The sequence below is a fragment of the Rubellimicrobium aerolatum genome, from assembly GCF_017872975.1.
GTDB lineage: Bacteria > Pseudomonadota > Alphaproteobacteria > Rhodobacterales > Rhodobacteraceae > Rubellimicrobium > Rubellimicrobium aerolatum.
In genome coordinates, this window is the sequence record NZ_JAGGJP010000010.1 from 17,824 (window position 1) to 38,215 (window position 20,392).

At 72.4% G+C, this 20,392-nt stretch carries 19 protein-coding genes; 13 read left to right on the forward strand and 6 right to left on the reverse strand.

Annotated features, from left to right (window positions below; genetic code table 11):
- Positions 1 to 8: 8 nt before the first annotated feature.
- Positions 9 to 2,150, reverse strand: coding sequence for a polyribonucleotide nucleotidyltransferase (gene pnp, locus J2Z33_RS11895; protein ID WP_209841273.1), 2,142 nt, complete (start codon positions 2,148 to 2,150; stop codon positions 9 to 11).
- A 181-nt stretch (positions 2,151 to 2,331) separates the two neighbouring features.
- A complete protein-coding gene (rpsO, locus tag J2Z33_RS11900) occupies positions 2,332 to 2,601 on the reverse strand; it encodes a 30S ribosomal protein S15 (RefSeq protein WP_209841275.1) in 270 nt (89 codons plus the stop codon).
- A gap of 217 nt (positions 2,602 to 2,818) precedes the next feature.
- Here rpsO and kbl point away from each other — a divergent pair, with 217 nt between their 5' ends.
- Genes kbl through J2Z33_RS11915 form a run of 3 tightly spaced genes read left to right on the forward strand, consistent with a single transcriptional unit; the run spans position 2,819 to position 5,378 of the window.
- Positions 2,819 to 4,009, forward strand: coding sequence for a glycine C-acetyltransferase (gene kbl, locus J2Z33_RS11905; protein ID WP_209841278.1), 1,191 nt, complete (start codon positions 2,819 to 2,821; stop codon positions 4,007 to 4,009).
- Positions 4,006 to 5,031, forward strand: a complete 1,026-nt coding sequence (tdh, locus tag J2Z33_RS11910; RefSeq protein WP_209841281.1) for an L-threonine 3-dehydrogenase — start codon at positions 4,006 to 4,008, stop codon at positions 5,029 to 5,031. The genes kbl and tdh overlap by 4 nt, the downstream gene beginning before the upstream one ends.
- Positions 5,028 to 5,378, forward strand: coding sequence for a hypothetical protein (locus J2Z33_RS11915; protein ID WP_209841284.1), 351 nt, complete (start codon positions 5,028 to 5,030; stop codon positions 5,376 to 5,378). The genes tdh and J2Z33_RS11915 overlap by 4 nt, the downstream gene beginning before the upstream one ends.
- 43 nt (positions 5,379 to 5,421) lie before the next feature.
- Here the strand turns inward: J2Z33_RS11915 and J2Z33_RS11920 are convergent, their stop codons facing one another.
- Entirely contained in the window at positions 5,422 to 5,679 is a 258-nt protein-coding gene (locus tag J2Z33_RS11920) for a hypothetical protein (protein ID WP_209841286.1), read from the reverse strand.
- Positions 5,680 to 5,843: 164 nt separating this feature from the next.
- Between J2Z33_RS11920 and J2Z33_RS18375 the strand changes: the two genes are divergently transcribed.
- The 4 genes from J2Z33_RS18375 to J2Z33_RS11935 are packed head-to-tail and all read left to right on the forward strand — an operon-like array spanning position 5,844 to position 11,038.
- A complete protein-coding gene (locus J2Z33_RS18375) occupies positions 5,844 to 6,977 on the forward strand; it encodes an MFS transporter (RefSeq protein ID WP_245218806.1) in 1,134 nt (377 codons plus the stop codon).
- Positions 6,974 to 7,639 carry an ABC transporter ATP-binding protein gene (locus J2Z33_RS18380; protein WP_245218807.1) on the forward strand — a complete coding sequence of 222 codons (666 nt, stop codon included), beginning with the start codon at positions 6,974 to 6,976 and terminating at the stop codon, positions 7,637 to 7,639. Before J2Z33_RS18375 ends, J2Z33_RS18380 begins: the two co-directional genes overlap by 4 nt.
- On the forward strand, positions 7,636 to 10,023 hold the full coding sequence (locus tag J2Z33_RS11930) for an FtsX-like permease family protein (protein WP_209841289.1): 2,388 nt from the start codon (positions 7,636 to 7,638) through the stop codon (positions 10,021 to 10,023). Before J2Z33_RS18380 ends, J2Z33_RS11930 begins: the two co-directional genes overlap by 4 nt.
- On the forward strand, positions 10,013 to 11,038 hold the full coding sequence (locus J2Z33_RS11935; protein WP_209841292.1) for a lipocalin-like domain-containing protein: 1,026 nt from the start codon (positions 10,013 to 10,015) through the stop codon (positions 11,036 to 11,038). The genes J2Z33_RS11930 and J2Z33_RS11935 overlap by 11 nt, the downstream gene beginning before the upstream one ends.
- Before the next feature lie 71 nt (positions 11,039 to 11,109).
- On the opposite strand, the gene serA is transcribed toward J2Z33_RS11935, so the two are convergent.
- Together serA and J2Z33_RS11945 are read right to left on the reverse strand one after the other, a co-directional pair.
- The gene (gene serA, locus J2Z33_RS11940) at positions 11,110 to 12,705 is read right to left on the reverse strand and encodes a phosphoglycerate dehydrogenase (RefSeq protein WP_209841295.1); all 1,596 of its coding nucleotides are present in this window, start codon (positions 12,703 to 12,705) and stop codon (positions 11,110 to 11,112) included.
- Between the two features lie 92 nt (positions 12,706 to 12,797).
- Entirely contained in the window at positions 12,798 to 13,952 is a 1,155-nt protein-coding gene (locus J2Z33_RS11945) for a phosphoserine transaminase (RefSeq protein ID WP_209841298.1), read from the reverse strand.
- Between the two features lie 156 nt (positions 13,953 to 14,108).
- Here J2Z33_RS11945 and serB point away from each other — a divergent pair, with 156 nt between their 5' ends.
- The 4 genes from serB to J2Z33_RS11965 all read left to right on the forward strand — a co-directional run bounded on the left by serB (position 14,109) and on the right by J2Z33_RS11965 (position 17,531).
- Positions 14,109 to 14,978 carry a phosphoserine phosphatase SerB gene (serB, locus tag J2Z33_RS11950; RefSeq protein ID WP_209841302.1) on the forward strand — a complete coding sequence of 290 codons (870 nt, stop codon included), beginning with the start codon at positions 14,109 to 14,111 and terminating at the stop codon, positions 14,976 to 14,978.
- Positions 14,975 to 15,751, forward strand: coding sequence for a TSUP family transporter (locus J2Z33_RS11955; protein ID WP_209841305.1), 777 nt, complete (start codon positions 14,975 to 14,977; stop codon positions 15,749 to 15,751). Before serB ends, J2Z33_RS11955 begins: the two co-directional genes overlap by 4 nt.
- Positions 15,752 to 15,783: 32 nt before the next feature.
- On the forward strand, positions 15,784 to 16,743 hold the full coding sequence (locus tag J2Z33_RS11960; RefSeq protein WP_209841308.1) for an aspartate carbamoyltransferase catalytic subunit: 960 nt from the start codon (positions 15,784 to 15,786) through the stop codon (positions 16,741 to 16,743).
- A 110-nt stretch (positions 16,744 to 16,853) separates the two neighbouring features.
- Positions 16,854 to 17,531: a hypothetical protein gene (locus tag J2Z33_RS11965; RefSeq protein WP_209841311.1), complete on the forward strand. Its 678-nt coding sequence runs from the start codon at positions 16,854 to 16,856 to the stop codon at positions 17,529 to 17,531.
- A gap of 547 nt (positions 17,532 to 18,078) precedes the next feature.
- Here J2Z33_RS11965 and J2Z33_RS11970 read toward each other — a convergent pair.
- Positions 18,079 to 18,300, reverse strand: coding sequence for a DUF3072 domain-containing protein (locus tag J2Z33_RS11970; protein ID WP_209841313.1), 222 nt, complete (start codon positions 18,298 to 18,300; stop codon positions 18,079 to 18,081).
- A 118-nt stretch (positions 18,301 to 18,418) separates the two neighbouring features.
- Between J2Z33_RS11970 and pyrC the strand changes: the two genes are divergently transcribed.
- Together pyrC and plsY are read left to right on the forward strand one after the other, a co-directional pair.
- Positions 18,419 to 19,711, forward strand: a complete 1,293-nt coding sequence (gene pyrC / locus J2Z33_RS11975; RefSeq protein ID WP_209841316.1) for a dihydroorotase — start codon at positions 18,419 to 18,421, stop codon at positions 19,709 to 19,711.
- Positions 19,712 to 20,317 (forward strand): glycerol-3-phosphate 1-O-acyltransferase PlsY, encoded by a 606-nt coding sequence (plsY, locus tag J2Z33_RS11980; protein WP_209841319.1) that lies wholly within the window; start codon positions 19,712 to 19,714, stop codon positions 20,315 to 20,317.
- Positions 20,318 to 20,392: the final 75 nt, after the last annotated feature.

The window sequence follows — 20,392 nt, forward strand, 5'->3', positions numbered from 1 at the left end:
TTCCGTCCTCAGGCCTGGTCGGCCGAGGCGTCTTCCTTGGCCATTTCCTTGCCGGTCTCCTGGTCCACGACCTTCATGGACAGGCGCACCTTGCCGCGATCGTCGAAGCCCAGCAGCTTCACCCAGACCTCCTGGCCTTCCTTGAGGGCGTCCGACGGATGGTTCAGCCGGCTCGCGGCGATCTGCGACACGTGCACGAGGCCGTCGCGCTTGCCGAAGAAGTTCACGAAGGCCCCGAAGTCCACGATCTTGACGACCGTGCCCTTGTAGACGCCGTTCACCTCAGGCTCCGCCACGATCGACCAGATCATGTCGTAGGCCTTCTTGATGGCCTCGCCGTTCGCCGACGCGATCTTGATCGTGCCGTCGTCGCTGATGTCCACCTTGGCGCCGGACACTTCCACGATCTCGCGGATGACTTTCCCGCCCGAGCCGATCACTTCCCGAATCTTGTCGGTCGGGATGGTCATCGTCTCGATGCGCGGCGCGTATTCCGAGAAGCCCTGCGGCGCGGACAGCGCCTTGTTCATCTCGGCCAGGATGTGGAGCCGGCCGGCCTTGGCCTGCTCCAGCGCCTTGCCCATGATCTCGGGCGTGATGCCCGCGACCTTGATGTCCATCTGCAGGGACGTGATCCCGGCCTCGGTGCCCGCGACCTTGAAGTCCATGTCGCCGAGGTGGTCCTCGTCGCCCAGGATGTCGGTCAGCACGGCCCACTGGCCATCATCTTCCAGCACGAGGCCCATCGCCACGCCGGCGACCGGCGCCTTGAGAGGCACGCCCGCGTCCATCATCGACAGCGACCCGCCGCAGACCGACGCCATGGACGACGACCCGTTCGACTCGGTGATCTCCGACACGACGCGGATCGTGTAGGGGAAGTCCGTCGCCGCCGGCAGCACCGCCTGCAACGCCCGCCACGCGAGCTTGCCGTGGCCGATCTCGCGACGGCCCGGCGAGCCCACGCGCCCGACCTCGCCCACCGAATACGGGGGGAAGTTGTAGTGCAGCAGGAAGTTCTGCTTGGAGTTGCCGTGCAGCGCATCGACGAACTGCTCGTCGTCGCCGGTGCCCAGCGTCGTCACGACCAGCGCCTGCGTCTCGCCGCGCGTGAACAGCGCCGAGCCGTGGGTCCGGGGCAGCAGGCCCGTTTCCGACACGATGGGCCGCACCACGTCCAGCGCCCGCCCGTCGATCCGCTTGCCGCCGCGCACGATGTCGCCGCGCAGCACGTCCGACTCCAGCGCCTTGATCGCGCCCTTCAGCGACGGATCGGCCAGCTCGGCCTCGGTCAGGCCCGCCTTGATGGTCTCGACGGCGGCCTCGATGGCGGCCACGCGGTCCTGCTTGACGCGGTTGCCAAAGGCCTTCCGCATCGCGTCCTCGCCCAGCGCACGGACGCGGGCGCGGATCGCCGAGTCATCGACCGGGTGGAAGTCGAAGGGTTCCTTGGCGGCCTCCTCGGCGAGGTCGATGATGAGGTCGATCACCGGCTGGATCTGCTGGTGGGCGAACACCACCGCGCCCAGCATCTCCTCCTCCGACAGCTCGTAGGCCTCGGACTCCACCATCATCACGGCGTCCTGGGTCCCCGCGACCACGAGGTCGAGCCGCTGCTCGGGGTTCGACCGCAGGTTCTGGAGGTCGTCCACCGACGGGTTCAGCACGTATTCGCCGTTGACGAAGCCCACGCGCGCGGCGGCGATGGGCCCCCGGAAGGGCGCGCCCGACAGCGTCAGCGCGGCGGACGCCGCGATCATCGCCACCACGTCCGGCTCGTTGTGCAGGTCATGGCTCAGCACGGTGCACATCACGAGCACCTCGTTGCGGAAGCCCTCGACGAACAGCGGGCGGATCGGCCGGTCGATGAGCCGCGAGGTCAGCGTCTCCTTCTCCGACGGGCGCGCCTCGCGCTTGAAGTAGCCGCCCGGAATCTTGCCGGCGGCGTAGAATTTTTCCTGGTAATGCACGGTCAGGGGGAAGAAGTCCTGGCCCGGCTTCGCCTCCTTGGCGAAGGTGACGTTCGCCATCACGCTGGTCTCGCCCAGCGTGGCGATGACGCTGCCATCCGCCTGGCGGGCGACCTTGCCCGTTTCCAGCGTCAGCGTCTCGCCGCCCCACTGGATCGATTTCTTGACTTCGTTGAACATCGGATGTCCTTCCGGCGCGCCTTCGCGCCTCTTGCCCCCGTTCATTCTTCCGTCCGAGGGGGCGGGTTTTCGGAGGGGCCGCATTGCCCCTGGCTCTGTCTAGCCCAAGCGCCGGTCGAGCCCGGCCGGCGCCCCTGAAAGAAGAACCGCGCCCCGGTCAGGGGGCGCGGCCCGGAAACACTTAGCGGCGCAGGCCCAGGCGCTCGATCAGCGACTGATACCGGGCCTCGTCCTTCTTCTTCACGTAGTCGAGCAGCTTGCGGCGCTGCGCCACCATCATGAGAAGGCCACGACGGCCGTGGTTGTCCTTCTTGTGCACCTTGAAGTGCTCGGTCAGCGTGGCGATGCGCGAGCTCAGGATCGCGACCTGCACCTCGGGCGAGCCGGTGTCGCCGGGCTTGGTGGCGAAGTCGGTGAGGATGCGGGCCTTGTCTTCGGCGGTGATCGACATCGGATGTTCTCCTGTAGGGTTCGTGTGACGGCGCAAGCCGGGATGTCGTCCAGCAAGGCCCGTCCCCGGACGGCGTCCGGGGATTGGGGGCACATAGGGTCAAACGCCCCCGATGGGAAGGCCCGTCTCGCCCCTGCGGCGTCGCGGCCCAAGGCACCTCGCGCCCTTGGTCCGCCCCGCCGCGACCCTAGATGATGCCCCGCAAGGAGGCCCCCGCATGACCGAGTTCCTGGACGAGATCCGATCCCGCCTCGACGCCATCCGCGCCGAGGGGCTCTGGAAGTCCGAGCCGGTGATCGCCTCGCCGCAGGGCGCCCGTGTCCTCGTCGAGGGCCGCGAGGTCCTGAACCTCTGCTCCAACAACTACCTCGGCCTCGCGAACCATCCCGCGCTCAGGGCCGCCGCCGCGCAGGCGATGGAGGATCGCGGCTTCGGCCTCGCCTCCGTCCGCTTCATCTGCGGCACGCAGGACCTCCACAAGGCGCTGGAGTCCCGCGTCGCGAGCTACCTCGGCCACGACGACGCCATCCTCTTCGCCGCCGCCTTCGACGCCAACGGCGCGCTGTTCGAGCCGCTGCTCACCGACGCCGACGCCGTGGTCTCCGACGCCCTCAACCACGCCAGCATCATCGACGGCATCCGCCTCTCCAAGGCCCGCCGCTACCGCTTCGCCAACGGCGACATGGACGACCTCGACCGCCAGCTCCGCGCCGCGCGCGAGGGCGGCGCGCGCCACGTCCTGATCGCCACCGACGGCGTCTTCTCCATGGACGGCCACTTCGCCGACCTCGCGACGATGCGCGCGCTCGCCGACCGCCATGGCGCGCTCCTCATGGTGGACGACTGCCACGCGACGGGCTTCGTGGGGCAGGGGGGCCGGGGCACCCCGTCCCGCGCCGGCATCCAGGCCGACATCGTGACCGGCACCTTCGGCAAGGCCCTGGGCGGCGCGCTCGGCGGCTTCGTCGCCGGTCCCGGCCCCGTCATCGACCTCCTGCGCCAGCGCGCGCGCCCCTACCTGTTCTCCAACGCCCTCCCCCCCGCGATCACCGGCGCGACGCTGACTGCCCTCGACCTCGTGGAGGGCCCCGAGGGCGACGCCCTCCGCGCCCGGCTCGACGCCAACGCCCGCAGGTGGCGAGACGGCCTCCAGGCCCTCGGCTTCGACCTCCTCCCCGGCACCCACCCCATCATCCCCGTCATGCTCCACGACGCCCGCCTCGCGCAGGAGATGGCCCGGCGGCTCCTGTCGCACGGCGTCCTCGCCACCGGCTTCTTCTACCCCGTGGTCCCGCAGGGCCGCGCCCGCATCCGCACCCAGATGACCGCCGCCCTGACCCCCACCGACCTCGACCGCGCGCTCGACGCCTTCGCGCGGGCGGGCCGCGAAACCGGAGTGATCCCATGAAGGCCCTGGTCAAGGAGTCCCCCGGCGAGGGCCTGACCCTGCGCGACGAGCCCCGCCCGAGGATCGGTCCCGACGACGTGCTGATCCGCGTCCGCAAGACCGGCATCTGCGGCACCGACATCCACATCTGGGCCTGGGACGACTGGGCCGCCCGCACCGTCCCCACCCCGCTGATCACCGGCCACGAGTTCGCCGGGGAGATCGTGGAGCTCGGCCGCGACGTGACGGACCTCCGCCTCGGCCAGCGCGTCTCCGGCGAAGGCCACCTCATCGGCAAGACCTCCCGCCAGTCCCGCTCCGGCCGTTTCCACCTCGACCCCGAGACGCGCGGCATCGGCGTCAACGAGCCCGGCGCCTTCGCCGACTACCTGCGCCTCCCCGCCTTCAACGCCGTCCCCCTCCCCGACAGCATCGACGACGAGATCGGCAGCATCCTCGACCCCCTCGGCAACGCCGTCCACACCGCGCTGTCCTTCGACCTGATCGGAGAGGATGTCCTCGTGACCGGCGCCGGCCCCATCGGCATCATGGCCGCCGCCGTCGCCCGCCACGTGGGCGCGCGGAACGTCGTCGTGACCGACGTGAACCCCCTTCGCCTCGACCTCGCCGCCAAGGTCGCCGACGTGACCCCCGTCAACGTCGCGCAGGAGGACCTCCGCGACGTGATGGCCCGCCTCCACATGGTGCAGGGCTTCGACGTGGGGCTGGAGATGTCCGGCTCCCAGGCCGCCCTCGACCAGATGGTTGAATCCCTCGTCATGGGCGGCCGCATCGCCCTCCTTGGCATCCCGCCCGGCAAGAGCCCCGTGGACTGGAGCCGCATCGTCCTCAAGGCCCTGACCATCAAGGGCGTCTACGGCCGCGAGATCTTCGAGACCTGGTACAAGATGATCGCCATGCTGGAGAACGGCCTCGACGTGCGCCCCGTCATCACCCACCGCTTCAAGGTCGCCGACTACCGCGAGGCCTTCGAGACCATGCGCTCCGGCCGCTCCGGCAAGGTCGTCCTCGACTGGACGTGAGGCATCCCGTCACTCCCGACGGCCGCTACTTCGTGGTGCGCGGCCGCCTCTGGCGGATGTCCGACCCGTCGCTCGACCCGGCCACGCGCGAAGCCCTCGTCCGCGACCTCATGTCCGCCCGCCGAGCCGTCCGCGACGCGAAGGGCGACGCGCAGGCCCTCCGCGACGCCCGCGCCCGCGTGGACGCCGCCAAGCGCGCCTTGGGCGAGCGCGGCCCGGTCTGGTGGACCGACGGCGCCCCCGACCTCAACCGCCGCATGGCGCGGACGACCCCCTACGCCGACTGGTTCGCGAGCCTGCCGCACCCTTCGCAGGGCGGGGGTCCACCCTGCGCGGCCCACCCATGACCGGACGCCTGACGTCACGCCCGCGCCACCCTCGGAGCCCCCATCACTCCCCCTGATGCGTCCCCCGCGTCCGCGCCTCCTGATCGTCCCCCCTCGGCCCGCGCAGGTCCCCGGTCTCCCGCAGCCCTCGCGCGTCCTCCGTCACGTCCACCTCCCGGATGCGCTCCCGCACGCTCTCGGGCAGGTCCTTCGCCCGCTTGAGATCATGCTCCGCCGGGAACTCCGGCCCGGCGTTCGGCGGCTCGGTCTGCCGGCCGGGAAGCGTCCCCTGCCGCGTGTCGGACTTGTTGGAACCGACCATGCCCTGTCCTCCTCGGATGCTGTCGGAATGCCCGAACGGAACGCCCAGGCCTCCGACGCCGTTCCAACGAAAGCGCCCCCCGAAGACCCCGCCCCTCTGGACCTTCCCCCGCAAAGACCCCAGAACCTCTCCCGCGACCTCCTCCCCCCAAGGACTCCCGCGCCGTGACCTCCGCCTGCAACGTCCCGTCCGACGGGGCCGCCCCCGCCGGCTTCGCCTCGCGCCTGTTCGCCTCCGGGGCGCTGTCCTTCTTCCTTCTCGGGATGCTCCCCGCGCTGTTCGGCGTGGCGCTCCCCGTCTGGTCGCAGGCCTTCGGCCTCGCCCCAGGGCAGGGCGGCACCCTCATCGCCACCTACAACGCCGGGGCCGCCCTCGCCGTCGCGGCGGGCGTCCTCGGCCTTCCTGGCCTCGCCATGCGCCCGGCGCTGGTGGCGGTGACGCTCGGGGCCACGGGCCTCGCCCTCGGCGCGACCTGGGGCCTCCTGCTGACCGGCGCGCTGGTCGCGGGCCTGGGCTTCGGCATCCTCGCCGCCGCCGTCAACCGCCGCTTCCTGACCGACTTCGGCCCGCGCGGCCCCGGCATGGTGTCGCTGGTCAACGCCATCTTCGGCCTCGGCGCGATCCTGTCCCCCCTGCTGTTCCTCGCGATGGGCGGCGCGCCCCAGGCCGTGTTCTGGACCGTCGCCGCCCTGTCGGCCCTCGCCCTCGCCCTCTCGGGACCCGAGCCCTTCCGCACCGCCGCCCCCGGCCTGCCGCCCCTCTCCCCGCGCCTCCTGCTCCTCCTCCTCCTCTTCGGCGCGGTGGTGATCGAATCGGCGCTGATCGGCCTCGGGGCCTCCGCCCTCGTGGACCTCGGCTTCTCGGAAACCTCCACCGCCCGCCTCGTCTCCGCCTTCTTCCTGGCCTTCGTCGCGGGCCGCATGGCCCTGGCCGCCGTCAGCCACCGCCTGCCCCCGGACCTGATGTTCCTCGGCGGCGTCGCCGGCGCGACCGCCGGCGCGGCGCTGGCGATCCTGTCCCCCGCCTGGGGCTTCGTCCTGTCGGGGGCCTTCGCGGCGGTCTGCTTCCCGGCCTTCTTCGTCTGGGCCACCCGCCTCCTCGGCCCCGACCCCCGCATGGGCGCGGCGATCCTCGCCTCCGGCCTCCTCGCCGGCACCCTTGGCCCCGTCGCGCTCCGCCCTATCCTCGGCTCGGTCGGCGAGGAGGGCCTGTTCTGGATCCTGAGCGTCTTCGGAACCCTGCTGACGGCGGTGGTGGCCCTGGTCCTGCCGCGCGCCCGCCGCCTCCATCCGCGTTGACCGCGCTCCTCGCCGTCCGCGACATCCACAAGGCCTTCCCGGGCCCCGACGGCCCCATCCCCGTCCTGCGCGGGGCCTCGCTCGACCTCGCCTCGGGCCGCACCCTCGCGCTCACCGGCGAATCCGGCAGCGGAAAAAGCACGCTCCTCCACCTCATCGGCGGCCTCGACCGCCCTGACTCCGGCTCCATCCTCCTCGACGGCACCGAGGTCACGTCCCTCGACGACCGGGGCCGCGCCCGTCTGCGCCGCGAATCCGTGGGCGTGGTCTTCCAGCAGTTCAACCTCGTCCCGTCCCTCGACGTGGCCGCCAACATCGCCTTCCAGGCCCGCCTCAAGGGCGCGTCCGATCCTTCCTGGGAGGCCCACCTCGCCGACCGCCTCGGCCTCGCCCCCCAGCTCCGCAAGTACCCCGAGGAGCTGTCGGGCGGCCAGCAGCAGCGCGTCGCCATCGCCCGCACCCTCGCCGCCCGCCCGCGCCTGGTGCTGGCCGACGAGCCCACGGGCAACCTCGACGAATCCTCCTCCGAGGCCGTCCTCGCCCTCATGCTCGCCCTGGTGGCCGAGACCGGGGCCGCCCTCCTCTGCGTCACCCACTCCGAGCGCGTGGCCGAACGCATGGACGCCCGCGTCCACCTCCGCCTTGGCCGCGTCGCGCCATGACCCGCGCCGGCCTCCACGCCCTCCTGTCCCACTGGCGCCGCCACCCGCTCCAGCTCTTCACGCTCCTCGCCGGCCTCGCCCTCGCCACCGCTCTCTGGTCCGGCGTCCAGGCCATCAACACCGAGGCCCGCGCCTCCTACGCCCAGGCCGCCGACACGCTGGGCGAGGGCCGCCTCACCCGCCTCCTCCCCCCCGAGGGCGCGACGATCCCCGAAGCCACCTGGGTCGCCCTGCGCCGCGCCGGCTGGCTGGCGAGCCCCCTCGTCGAGGGCCGCCTCGGCCCCGCCCGCCTCCTCGGCATCGACCCCCTCACCACCCCCGTCCAGACCGGCCCCATCGAGGAGGCCGACACCGCCGACCTCCAGGCCTTCCTCGCCCCCCAAGGCGCGCTCCTCGGGCGCGAGGATACCCTCGCCGCCCTCCCCGACACCGGCGCGACCCCGATCCCGTCCCCGGACGCCGCCCCCGGCACGGTGCTGACCGACATCACCACCGCCCAGCGCCTCCTCGGGCTGGACGGCTTCACCAGCCTGCTCCTCGCCCCCGACCAGCCCCGCCGCCAGACCCCGCTCGCGCAGGTCGCCCCCACCCTCCGCCTGCAACCACCCGACCAGTCCACTGACCCGGCGGCCCTCACCGACTCCTTCCACCTCAACATCACCGCCTTCGGCCTCCTGTCCTTCGCCGTCGGCCTGTTCATCGTCCACGGCGCCGTCGGCCTCGCCTTCGAGCAGCGCCGCCCCACCGTCCGCACCCTTCGCGCCCTCGGGATGCCGCTCCGCGCGCTCATCGCGCTCATGGCCCTCGAACTCGCGCTCCTCGCCCTCCTCGCCGGCGCGCTCGGCCTCCTCCTCGGCTACCTCATCGCCGCCGCGCTGCTGCCCGACGTGGCCGGCACCCTGCGCGGCCTCTACGGGGCCGAGGTCGCGGGCACGCTCACCTTCCGCCCACTTTGGGCGCTCTCCGGCCTCGCCATCGCGCTCGCCGGCACGGCGGTCGCCGCCGCCAGCGCGCTGCGCCGCCTCGCCACCACGCCGCTCCTCGCCGGGGGCACCCGCCGCGCCGGCGCGCGCTGGGCCGCCCGCCGCGCCCGCACCCAGGGCCTCGTCGGGGCGGCGCTCCTGCTGCTGTCCCTCGCCCTCGGCCTCTGGGGCGGCGGCCTCGTCGGCGGCTTCGCGACGCTCGGCACCCTGATGATCGGCGGCGCGCTCCTCCTGCCGCTCCTCCTCGACCGAGTCCTCGCGCTCGGCCAGCACCTTGCCCGCAACCCCCTCCCGCAATGGATCTGGGCCGACGCCCGGTCGGAACTCCCCGGCCTCTCCCTCGCCCTCATGGCGCTCCTCCTCGCCATGGCCGCCAACGTCGGCGTCTCCACGATGGTCAGCAGCTTCCGCCAGACCTTCACCGGCTTCCTCGACCAGCGCCTCGCGCCCGAGCTCTACGTCGGCGTCTCCACCCCCGCGCAGGCCGAGGCCCTCCTCGCCGCCCTTCCCGGAACCGTCCGCGCCCTCCCCATCGCCTCCGTGGACCGCCCCCTCGCCGGCCTCCCCGCCGAGGTGCAGATCCTCCGCGACGATCCCACGTATCGCGAGAACTGGCGCTTCCTCTCCGCCGCCCCCGATCCCTGGGACCAACTGGCGGCGGGGCAGGGGGTCCTCGTCAACGAACAGCTCGCCCGCCGCGCGGGCCTCGCGGTCGGCGACCCCCTCGCCGTCACCGACGCCCTGACCCTCCCGATCCTCGGCATCTACGGCGACTACGGCAACGCCGTGGGGCAGGCGATCCTGACCGAACCCCTGTTCCGCGATGCCTTCCCCGAGGTCGTCCCCCTCTCCTTCGGCCTCCGCCTCCCCCCCGCCGATGTCCCCGCCCTCGCCGAGAGCCTGACCACCGACCTCGGCCTCGACCCCGCCCGCGTGGTCAACCAGTCCAACCTCAAGGCGATCAGCTTGGGCATCTTCGAGCGCACCTTCGCCGTCACCGCCGCCCTCAACGTCCTGACGCTCGCGGTCGCCGGCTTCGCGCTCCTCATGTCCCTCCTGACGCTGGCCTCCATCCGCCTCCCCCAGCTCGCCCCCGTCTGGGCCTTGGGCACCCGCCGCGCCACCCTCGGCCGCCTCGAACTGCTGCGCGCCGTCGGCCTGTCCGCCCTCACCGCCCTCGCCGCGCTCCCCCTGGGCCTCGCCCTCGCCTGGGTCCTCCTGGCGGTGGTCAACGTCGAGGCCTTCGGCTGGCGCCTGCCGATGTTCCTGTTCCCCCTGGACTGGCTCCGCCTCCTCGCCCTCGCCCTCCTCGCGGCGGCGCTGGCCGCCCTCTGGCCCGCGATCCGCCTCGCCCGAGTCCCCCCCTCGCTCCTCCTCAAGGTGTTCTCGGATGAACGCTAAGGCCCTGTTCCTCGCTTTGGCGCCATTCCCCGCCCAAGCCCAAGGCTTCGCCAATCTCGGCACCTCCATCGAAGGCTACGCCCTCCCCCAACCCGGCACCGCCTTCACCTTCCCCCAGGACCACGGCGCGCACCCCGCCTTCCGCATCGAATGGTGGTATGTCACCGCCAACCTCACCGGCCCGGACGGCACCCCCTACGGCCTGCAATGGACGCTGTTCCGCTCCGCCCTCGCCCCCGACAGCGCCCCCACGTCCCAGGTCTGGATGGCCCACGCCGCCGTCACCACCCCCGACGCCCACCACGTCGCCGAGCGCCTCGCGCGCGGCGGCCCCGGCCAGGCCGGCGTCACCGCCGACCCCTTCGAGGCCTGGATCGACGAATGGCGGCTCATGGGCGACAACCTCGAAACGGCAACCCTATCCGCCCAAGGCCCCGACTGGGGCTACGACATGACCCTGACCGCCCAGGGCCCCATCGTCCTCCAAGGCGACCAAGGCTATTCCGTGAAATCCGAGGACGGCCAGGCCAGCCACTACTACTCCCAGCCCTTCTTCGCCGTCACCGGCACCCTCCACCTCCCCGATGGCGACATCCCCGTGACCGGCAACGCCTGGCTCGACCGCGAGTGGTCCTCCCAGCCCCTCGCCGACCGCCAGACCGGCTGGGACTGGTTCTCCCTGTCCTTCGCGAGCGGCGAGAAGCTCATGGCCTTCCGCCTCCGCGCCGACGAGGGAGCCCCCTTCACCGCCGCCACGTGGATCGCCCCCGACGGCACCCCCACGCCCTTCCCGACGGGAGCCTTCACCGCCACCCCCGGCGACACGACGACCGTCGCTGACCGCGAGATCCCCACCGAATGGCGCGTCCAGCTTCCCGACCGCGCCCTCGACGCGACCGTGACGGCCCTGAATCCTCAGGCGTGGATGGAGACCTCCGTCCCCTACTGGGAAGGCCCCGTCACCGTCACCGGCTCCCACGAGGGCACAGGCTACCTCGAAATGACCGGCTACTAGCCCTTCTTTGGCTCCAAATATCCTCGGGTGGGTCCGGGAGGGCAGACAGCCCTCCCGGCGGCATCCCCAGCTCACGCCATGTCGAACGCCAGCGCCTTCACCTGCTGGAACATCCCCGTCCGGCGAAGCTGGTCCAGCACCCCTTCCGGCACCGGGTCATCGACATACAGGATGGCGATGGCCTCGCCCCCCCGATGCGACCGCCCCAGGGTGAAGTTCGCGATGTTCACCCCGTTCTCGCCCATGGTCCGGCCCAGCGCGCCGATGATCCCCGGCACGTCCTCGTTGGTCGTGTAGACCATGTTCGCCCCGATCTCGGCGTCCACCGTGATGCCCTTGATCTGGATGAACCGCGGCTTCCCGTCCGAGAACACGGTCCCCGCCACCGACCGCTCCCGCGCGTCCGTGACGACCGTGACCTTGATGTAGCCCTCGAACATCCCCGACTGGTCCTGCCGGGTGGTGCTGACATGGATGCCCCGCTCCCGCGCTATGACCGGCGCGCTCACCAGGTTCACGTCCGGGTTCGCCCGCCGCAGGATGCCCGCGATCACCGCGCAGTTCAGGGCGGCGTGGTTCATCCCCGCCGTGATCCCGTCGTACAGCACGTTGATCGCCTTGATCGGCTCGTCCGTCATCTGGCCCACGAAGTTGCCCAGATGCCCGGCCAGCCGGATCCACGGCCCCATCACCTTGGCCTCCTCGGCCGTGACGGAGGGCATGTTGAGCGCGTTCGTCACCGCCCCCGTCAGCAGGTAGTCCGACATCTGCTCGGCCACCTGCAACGCGACGTTTTCCTGCGCCTCGGTCGTGCTCGCCCCCAGATGCGGCGTCACCACGACATTCGGCAGCCCGAACAGCGGGCTCTCCGTCGCCGGCTCCACCGCGAACACGTCGAAGGCCGCGCCCGCCACGTGGCCGCTCCTCAGCGCCTCCGCCAGCGCCGCCTCGTCCACTAGCCCGCCCCGCGCGCAGTTGACGATCCGCACGCCCGGCTTCAGCTTGGCGATGGCCTCGCGCCCCAGGATGTTGCGCGTCTGGTCCGTCAGCGGCACATGGAGCGTGATGAAGTCCGCCCGCGCCAGCAGCGCGTCCAGCTCCACCTTCTCCACGCCCATCTGCGCGGCCTTCTCCTCGCCGAGGAAGGGGTCATAGGCCACGACCTTCATCTTCAGCCCCCGCGCCCGGTCGCAGACGATCCCGCCGATGTTCCCCGCGCCGATCACGCCCAGGGTCTTGCCGGTCAGCTCCACCCCCATGAAGCGCGACTTCTCCCACTTCCCCGCATGGGTGGAGGCGTTCGCCTCCGGGATCTGCCGCGCCACCGCCAGCATCAGGGCGATGGCGTGCTCGGCCGTGGTGATGCTGTTCCCGAAGGGCGTGTTCATCACGATGATGCCCTTCTTCGACGCCGCCGGAATATCGACGTTGTCCACGCCGATCCCCGCCCGCCCGATGACCTTCAGGTTCGCGGCGGCGGCGATCAGCTTCTCCGTCGCCTTGGTGGCCGACCGGATGGCGAGGCCGTCATACTGCCCGATGACGGCCAGCAGCGCGTCCTTGTCCTTGCCGAGCTTGGGCTGGTAGTCCACCTCCAACCCGCGATCCTTGAAGATCTGCACGGCGGCGGTCGAGAGTTCGTCCGAGATGAGCACGCGGGGGGCCATGGGCCACGCTCCATTCATTGATGTTCGGATGATGGCGGGGTGAACCCCGCCCTATGATGTTGGGGGAGGGCGGGCGTCAGCCCGCCACCACGTCACGCCGCCTGCGCGACCTTCGCGATCTCGGCATGGAACGCCCAGTCGAGCCACGGCAGCATCGCCTGCACGTCCGCCAGCTCGACCGTCGCCCCGCACCAGACCCGCAACCCCGGCGGCGCGTCGCGATACGCCCCCACGTCCAGCGCCGCGCCCGCCTGCTCCAGCCGCTTGGCGACCGCCTTGGCGAACCCGGCCCCGTCCGTGATGCGCGGATCGGTGAACTTCAGGCACACGGACGTGTTCGACCGCGTGGCCGGCTCCTCGGCAAGGTTCGCGATCCAGTCGCGGCCGTCGCAGAAGTCCCACACGGCCTTCGCGTTGGCCTCCGCCCGCGCGATCAGCCCCGCAAGGCCCCCGACCGACTTCCCCCACTCCAGGGCCACGATCCAATCCTCGACGCAGAGCATCGACGGCGTGTTGATCGTCTCGCCCGCAAAGATCCCCTCGATCAGCTTCCCCTTGCTCGTGAGCCGGAAGATCTTCGGCAAGGGCCGGTCGGGAACGTAGCTCTCCAGCCGCTCCACCGCGCGCGGCCCCAGCACGATCACCCCGTGCGCCGCCTCACCGCCCATGACCTTCTGCCACGAGAACGTCGTCACATCGAGCCGGTCCCACGGCAGCGCCTGGGCAAAGGCCGCCGAGGTCGCGTCGCAGATCGTCAGCCCCTTGCGCCCCGCCGGAATCACGTCCCCCGACGGCACCCGCACGCCCGAGGTCGTGCCGTTCCAGGTGAACACCACGTCCCTGTCATAGTCCAAGGACGCCATGTCCACGATGCGCCCATAGTCCGCCCGATGCACCCGCGCATCGAGCCGGAGTTGCTTCACCGCATCCGTGACCCAGCCTTCGCCGAACGACTCCCAGGCGACCATCTCGACGGGCCGCTCGCCCAGCATCGTCCACATCGCCATCTCGACCGCGCCGGTATCGGACGCCGGGACGATCCCGATGCGATGGGTGTCCGGCACCTCCAGCACCTCGCGCGTCAGGTCGATGGCCCGCTTCAGCCGCGCCTTCCCCTCGGCCGCGCGATGCGACCGGCCCAGGCTCGCGCCGGCCAGCGCATCCAGCGACCATGTGGGGGGTTTCGCGCAGGGGCCCGAGGAGAATCGCGGGTTCGCAGGCTTGGCCTGCGGCTCGTGCAGCGTCATGTGCTACCCTTCCAGGTATATGGCCCCTCGTTGGGGAGGGGTGTCCCGCCCGTGGGTCTATGAACCGCCCCGATCTTCCGCAAGCCGCGAAATGCCGCTAATCCGCCGCGAACGCGCCTCCGCGCCGGGGGCCGCGACTACGATCGGAAACTTCACATGCAGGTCGTCACCCTGATCGCCGCGCCGGGCGGCCTGTCCCCCGACACAGCCGACTCCCTTCGCGCCCGCTGGCAGGGCGGCCCCCTCCGCTGGCTCGCCCCCGGCGAGGCCGCCGAGTTCGAGGTCGAGGCCGAGCCCGCCGACCTCTGGGAGACGTGGGAGGCGCTGCAAGGGCAGGGGACCGACCTCCTCCTCCAGCCCGCCGGACCGCGCGCCAAGCGGATGCTCCTCGCCGACATGGACTCCACCATGATCCGGCAGGAGTGCATCGACGAACTCGCCGCCGTCGCCGGGGTCGGCCCCCACGTCGCCGCCATCACCGCCCGCGCCATGAACGGCGAGATCGACTTCGAATCCGCCCTGCGCGAGCGCGTGGCCCTCCTGCGCGGCCTCCCCGAGTCCGTCATCGACGACGTGCTCCGCGACCGCATCACGCTCATGCCCGGCGGCCCCGCGCTCCTCGCGACCATGAAGGCCCACGGCGCCCACGCCGTCCTCGTCTCCGGCGGCTTCCTCAGCTTCGCCCACAAGGTCGCCCGGACCCTCGGCTTCGACGAAGCCCGCGCCAACACGCTCCTGTCGGAGAACGGCCACCTGACCGGCCATGTCGCCGAGCCCATCCTCGGCCGCGAGGCCAAGGTCCAGGCCCTCCAGGAGATCACCGCCCGCCTCGGCCTCGCCCCCCAGGACGTGCTCGCGGTGGGCGACGGCGCGAACGACCTCGGGATGCTCCGCCTCGCGGGCGCGGGCGTCGCCCTCCACGCGAAACCCGCCGTCCAGCAGGAATGCCGCCTCCGCGTCAACCACGGCGACCTCACGGCCCTCCTCTACCTACAAGGCTACGCGCGGGACGACTTCGCCGCATGACCCTCCTGTCCCTCCCCGTCCCGCCCGAGGTCCTGCTCCTCCTCACCCTCGCCGCCTTCCTCGCCGGGGCCATCGACTCCATCGCGGGCGGCGGCGGCCTCCTCGCCCTTCCCGCGATCCTCCTCGCCGGGGCCCCCCCGGTCACGGCGCTCGCCACCAACAAGGTCCAGGGGATGTTCGGCACCGCCTCCGCCGCGCTCCACTACGCCCGCGCCGGCCTGGTGGAGCCCCGCACGCAAACCCTCCCGGCGCTCCTCGCCCTCGTCGCGGGGGGCGCGGGCGCCCTCCTCGCCTCCCGCCTCCCCGCCGACACGATCCGCGCCGCCCTCCCCGTCCTCCTCATCGCCGTCGCCCTCTACTTCGCCCTCAAGAAGGGCCTGGGCGACGACGACCGCCACGAACGCCTCCGCGCGCCCGCCTTCAACGCCACCGCCGTCCCCGGCCTCGCCTTCTACGACGGCGTCCTCGGCCCCGGCACCGGGTCGTTCTACATGATGGCCTTCGTCACCCTGCGCGGCATGGGCCTGCTGCGCGCCACCGCCCACACCAAGCTCCTCAACTTCGCCTCCAACATCGGCTCCATGGCCGTGTTCGCCCTGGTCGCCTCCCCCTGGTGGCTCGTGGGCCTTTCCATGGGCGCGGCCCAGTTCGCCGGGGCGCAGGTCGGCTCCCGCCTCGCCGTCCGCGTCGGCGCGCGGGTGATCCGCCCGCTTCTCGTCGTCACCTCGGTGGCGCTCGCCCTCCGCCTCCTCTGGCAGGCGTGGTCCGGCTGACGTAAACCCCTCGCGACACAGGAGGTCCCCCCATGCCCTTCCGCCAGCCCCACCTCCTCGGCATCGAGCCCCTGCACCCCGTCGAGATCACGACCCTCCTCGACCTCGCCGACGCCTACGCCGAGAGGAACCGCAAGGGCCTCCCCGCCGGCGACGCCCTCGCCGGGCTCACGCAAGTGAACATGTTCTTCGAGCCCTCGACCCGCACCCAGTCCTCCTTCGAACTGGCGGGCAAGCGGCTCGGCGCCTCGGTGATGAACATGGGCGTGGCCGCCTCCTCGGTGAAGAAGGGCGAAACGCTGATCGACACGGCGCTGACCCTCAACGCCATGCGCCCCGACCTCCTCGTGGTCCGCCACCCGATGTCCGGGGCCGTGGACCTCCTCGCGCAGAAGGTCCAATGCGCCGTCCTCAACGCCGGCGACGGCCGTCACGAGCACCCGACCCAGGCCCTCCTCGACGCCCTCACCATCCGCCGCGCCAAGGGGCGGCTCCACCGCCTGTCCATCGCCATCTGCGGCGACATCGCCCACAGCCGCGTCGCCCGCTCCAACATCCTGCTCCTGCACAAGATGGAGAACCGCGTCCGCCTCGTCGCGCCCCCGACCCTCCTCCCCCCCGGCATCGACGCCTTCGGCTGCGAGGTCTTCACCGACATGGAGGAGGGCCTGCGCGGCGTGGACGTGGTGATGATGCTCCGCCTCCAGCGCGAGCGGATGGACGGCGGCTTCGTCCCCTCCGAACGCGAATACTTCCACCGCTACGGCCTCGACGCCGCCAAGCTCGCCCATGCGGCCCCCGACGCCATCGTGATGCACCCCGGCCCGATGAACCGAGGGGTTGAGATCGACGGCACCCTCGCCGACGACATCAACCGCTCCGTCATCCAGACCCAGGTGGAGATGGGCGTCGCCGTCCGCATGGCGGCGATGGACCTCCTCGCCCAGAACCTCCGCGCCGCGCGCGGGAGGGCGGCGCTGGGCGAGGGCTGACCCCCGGCCGCGCGCGGCAGCGTTCCCCCACGCAGGCCGCGCCCGCCGTTCGCGCACAGGACCGACGGCCCCGCAACGCTAGGTCGTGACGATCATCAGGGAGGATCGCCATGACCCCGCTCGTCCGGACCAGCCTCGCCGCCCTTCTCCTCGCCGCCCCCGCCCTCGCGCAGGACGCCCCGCCGTCCTTCTTCGTCACCAGCCGTGGCCTCGGCGACGGCGCCAACCTCGGCGGCCTCGCGGGCGCCGACGCCCACTGCGCCGCGCTCGCCCAGGCGGCGGGCCTCGCGGGGACCGACTGGCGGGCCTACCTGTCCACCCAGGGGGCCGACGCCGAGAACGCGCGCGACCGCATCGGCACCGGCCCCTGGCACAACGTCCGGGGCGACCTCATCGCGCAGGACGCGGACGCGCTCCACGGCCCCGACGTGAACATCACCCACGAGACCGCCCTCGACGAGACCGGCGCCCCCGTGCCCTTCGTCCCCGTGGACGACTCCGGCGTCCCTCTCCCGCGCGAGGAGCGGACCTACCTGGTGGAGCACGACATCCTCACCGGCAGCCAGGCCGACGGCACCGCCTTCCCCGAGGGCGAGGACATGACCTGCTCCAACTGGACGGCGAACGCCGAGGGGCAGGGCAGCGCCATGCTCGGCCACCACGACCGCCGCGGCCTCGAACCCGGCATCACCCCCTGGAACGCCGCCCATCCCTCGCGCGGGTGCAGCCAGGACAACCTCATCAGCACCGCCGGCACCGGCCGCCTCTACTGCTTCCTAGCCGACTGAGCGCCGCCGCCCCGTCCGGTCCGCAACCCCGCGCGGCCACGCTCTCGCGCCCGGCCTCTCAACTTGGCCCAAATACGCCAGCCCCGCCTCCGCCCGCGCTCCGCAGGCCGGTTCGGCTCCCGTGCGAGCCAGATCCCTTCCCAAGGGATTCGCCACGAGCCTTCCAAAGGCGCCTGGTCCCCGGACGACCCACCGCGCGGCCAGTCCCTAAAATGCCACGCAACACGCAACGCCCGTTGCTGTCAGAGATCGTTAACCCCGCCCGTGCCATTCTCCCCGCGAGCGTGGCCCGGAGTCTCTCCCCCAACGCTCCCCTTGAGGCCCGCCCACGCGGCCTCCCCCCGCGCCGGAGGCCCCCTCGCCCCCGGTCGGTCTGTTTGACAGCGCGACGGGACCGCTCCCCCCGTCGCCCCCTGGGCAACCGCAAGGCCCCAGCCGCCGGCGCGTCGTGCACGCGCCTCCCGTGGGCCGGGCAGTCAATCCGGCACCACGGCCCCAGACCCGCCGGCGCGCGAAGGGCACACGCGCGCCGGCGGCCTCTCTGGACTCACCCCTCCTTCAGCCGGGGCGACCGTTCCTTCAGCGCGTCGATCCGCTCGGACGCGGCGGCCTTGCTCAGCCCCTCGTCGAACGCCTCCCCCGTCTCCTCGCACAGCGTCCGCAGATAGGAGGCCTGCGCCCCCGTCATCGGCTCGTCGCCCGTCACCCAGTCCTTCGGGTCCTTCTCGGCGTTCCCTTCGGGGTGCTGCTTGGCGTTGGCGTCGGTCATGTCGTGTCCTCTCCGATTGCTGTTCACTGAATGTTCCAGCTCCCTCCGGGGTTCCCGCCCTTGCCGCCCCCCTCACGGGGGCGTTAAGGGTCGGCCGCAGCCAGCAGGGGCGACCGGCATGACCACGCTGATCCACAACGCCGTCCTCATCGACCCCGAGGCCGGGACCGAGCGCCCCGGCGCCCTCGTCCTCAAGGACGGCGCGATCCTCGACATCCTTCCCGCCGCGCCCGAATCGCTCGACCGCTTCGCCGCCGTCCTCGACGCCGACCGCCGCCACCTCGCCCCCGGAATCGTCGATTGGGGCGTCAAGGTGAGCGAGCCGGGCGAGCGTCACAAGGAATCCTTCCGCTCCGCCGGCCTCGCCGCCGCCGCCGGGGGCGTCACCACCATGGTCACCCGCCCCGACACGCATCCGGCCATCGACACGCCCGAGATCCTCGAATTCGTCGCCCGCCGCGCCGCGCAGGACTCCCCCGTCCGCGTCCTCCCCATGGCGGCCCTGACCAAGGGCCGCGAGGGGCGCGAGATGACCGAGATCGGCTTCCTCCGCGACGCCGGCGCCGTCGCCTTCACCGACGGCGACCGCGTGACCGAGGACACCCGCGCCCTGTCCCGCGCCCTGACCTACGCCCGCAGCCTCGACGCCCTCGTCGTCACCCACCCGCAGGACCCCGGCCTGTCGCGCGGCGCGGTGATGACGTCGGGCAAGTTCGCCTCCCTGCGCGGCCTCCCCGCCGTCTCGCCCATGGCCGAGCGTCTCGGCCTCGACCGCGACCTGACGCTCGCCCGGATGACCGGCGCGCGCCTCCACCTCGACCAGATCACCACCGCCGCCGCGCTCCCCGCGCTGGAACGCGCCAAGGCCAGCGGCCTCGACGTGACGGCGGGCGTGTCCGTCCACCACCTGACGCTCAACGACTTCGACGTGGGCGACTATCGCACCTTCTTCAAGCTGGTCCCCCCTCTCCGCCAGGAGGAGGACCGCGAGGCCGCCGTCGAGGCCCTCGCCTCCGGGCTCATCGACTGCCTCGGCTCCCAGCACACCCCCCAGGACGAGGAATCCAAGCGCCTCCCCTTCGAGGCCGCCGCCCCCGGCGCGGTCGGCCTCGAACTCCTGCTCCCCGCCTCGCTCCGCCTCGTCCACGCGGGCCGCCTCACGCTTCCCGCCCTGTTCCGCGCCCTGTCCCTGAACCCCTCCCGCCGCCTCGGCCTCCCCACCGGGCGGCTGGCCAAGGGCGCGCCCGCCGACCTCGTGCTCTTCGACATGAACGCGCCCTTCGTGCTCGACCGCTGGACGCTCCGCTCCAAGTCCAAGAACACCCCCTTCGACGGCGCCCGCCTCCAGGGCCGCGTGCGCGGCACCTGGGTCGCCGGCCGCCGCGTCTGGCCCGTCCCCGAGGACCGCTGAATGCCCGAGATCACGACCCCCGCCGGCCTCCTGCTCCTCTGGGCGCTGCTCGGCTACCTCCTCGGCTCCGTGCCCTTCGGCCTCCTCCTGACCCGCGCGCTGGGCCTCGGCGACGTGCGCGCCATCGGCTCGGGCAACATCGGCGCGACCAACGTCCTCCGCACCGGCAGCAAGACCGCCGCCGCCGCCACGCTCCTCCTCGACGGCGGCAAGGGCGCGGCGGCCGTCCTCCTCGCCCGCGCGCTCGCCGGCCCCGACGTCGCGCTCCTCGCCGGGTTCACCGCCTTCCTCGGCCACTGCTTCCCGGTCTGGCTCGGGTTCAAGGGCGGCAAGGGCGTCGCCACCTTCCTCGGCGTCCTCCTCGCCGCCGCCTGGCCCGTCGGCGTCGCCGCCTGCCTCACCTGGCTCGCCACCGCCGCCGGCCTCCGCATCTCCTCGCTCGCCGCCCTCGTCGCGGCCGTCCTCGCCCCTCTCTGGGCCGTCCTCCTGGGCCGCCCCGAGGTCGCGGCCCTCGCCCTCGGCCTCGCGCTCCTCATCCTCATCCGCCACCGCGCCAACATCGCCCGCCTCCTCGCGGGGACCGAGCCGCGCATCGGCCGCAGGTAAGGCACCCTTGGAGCCGCCGCCGAATGGACTACCTTCGCGCCCGACAGGGACCGGGACGGCCGCGCGCCACGCGAC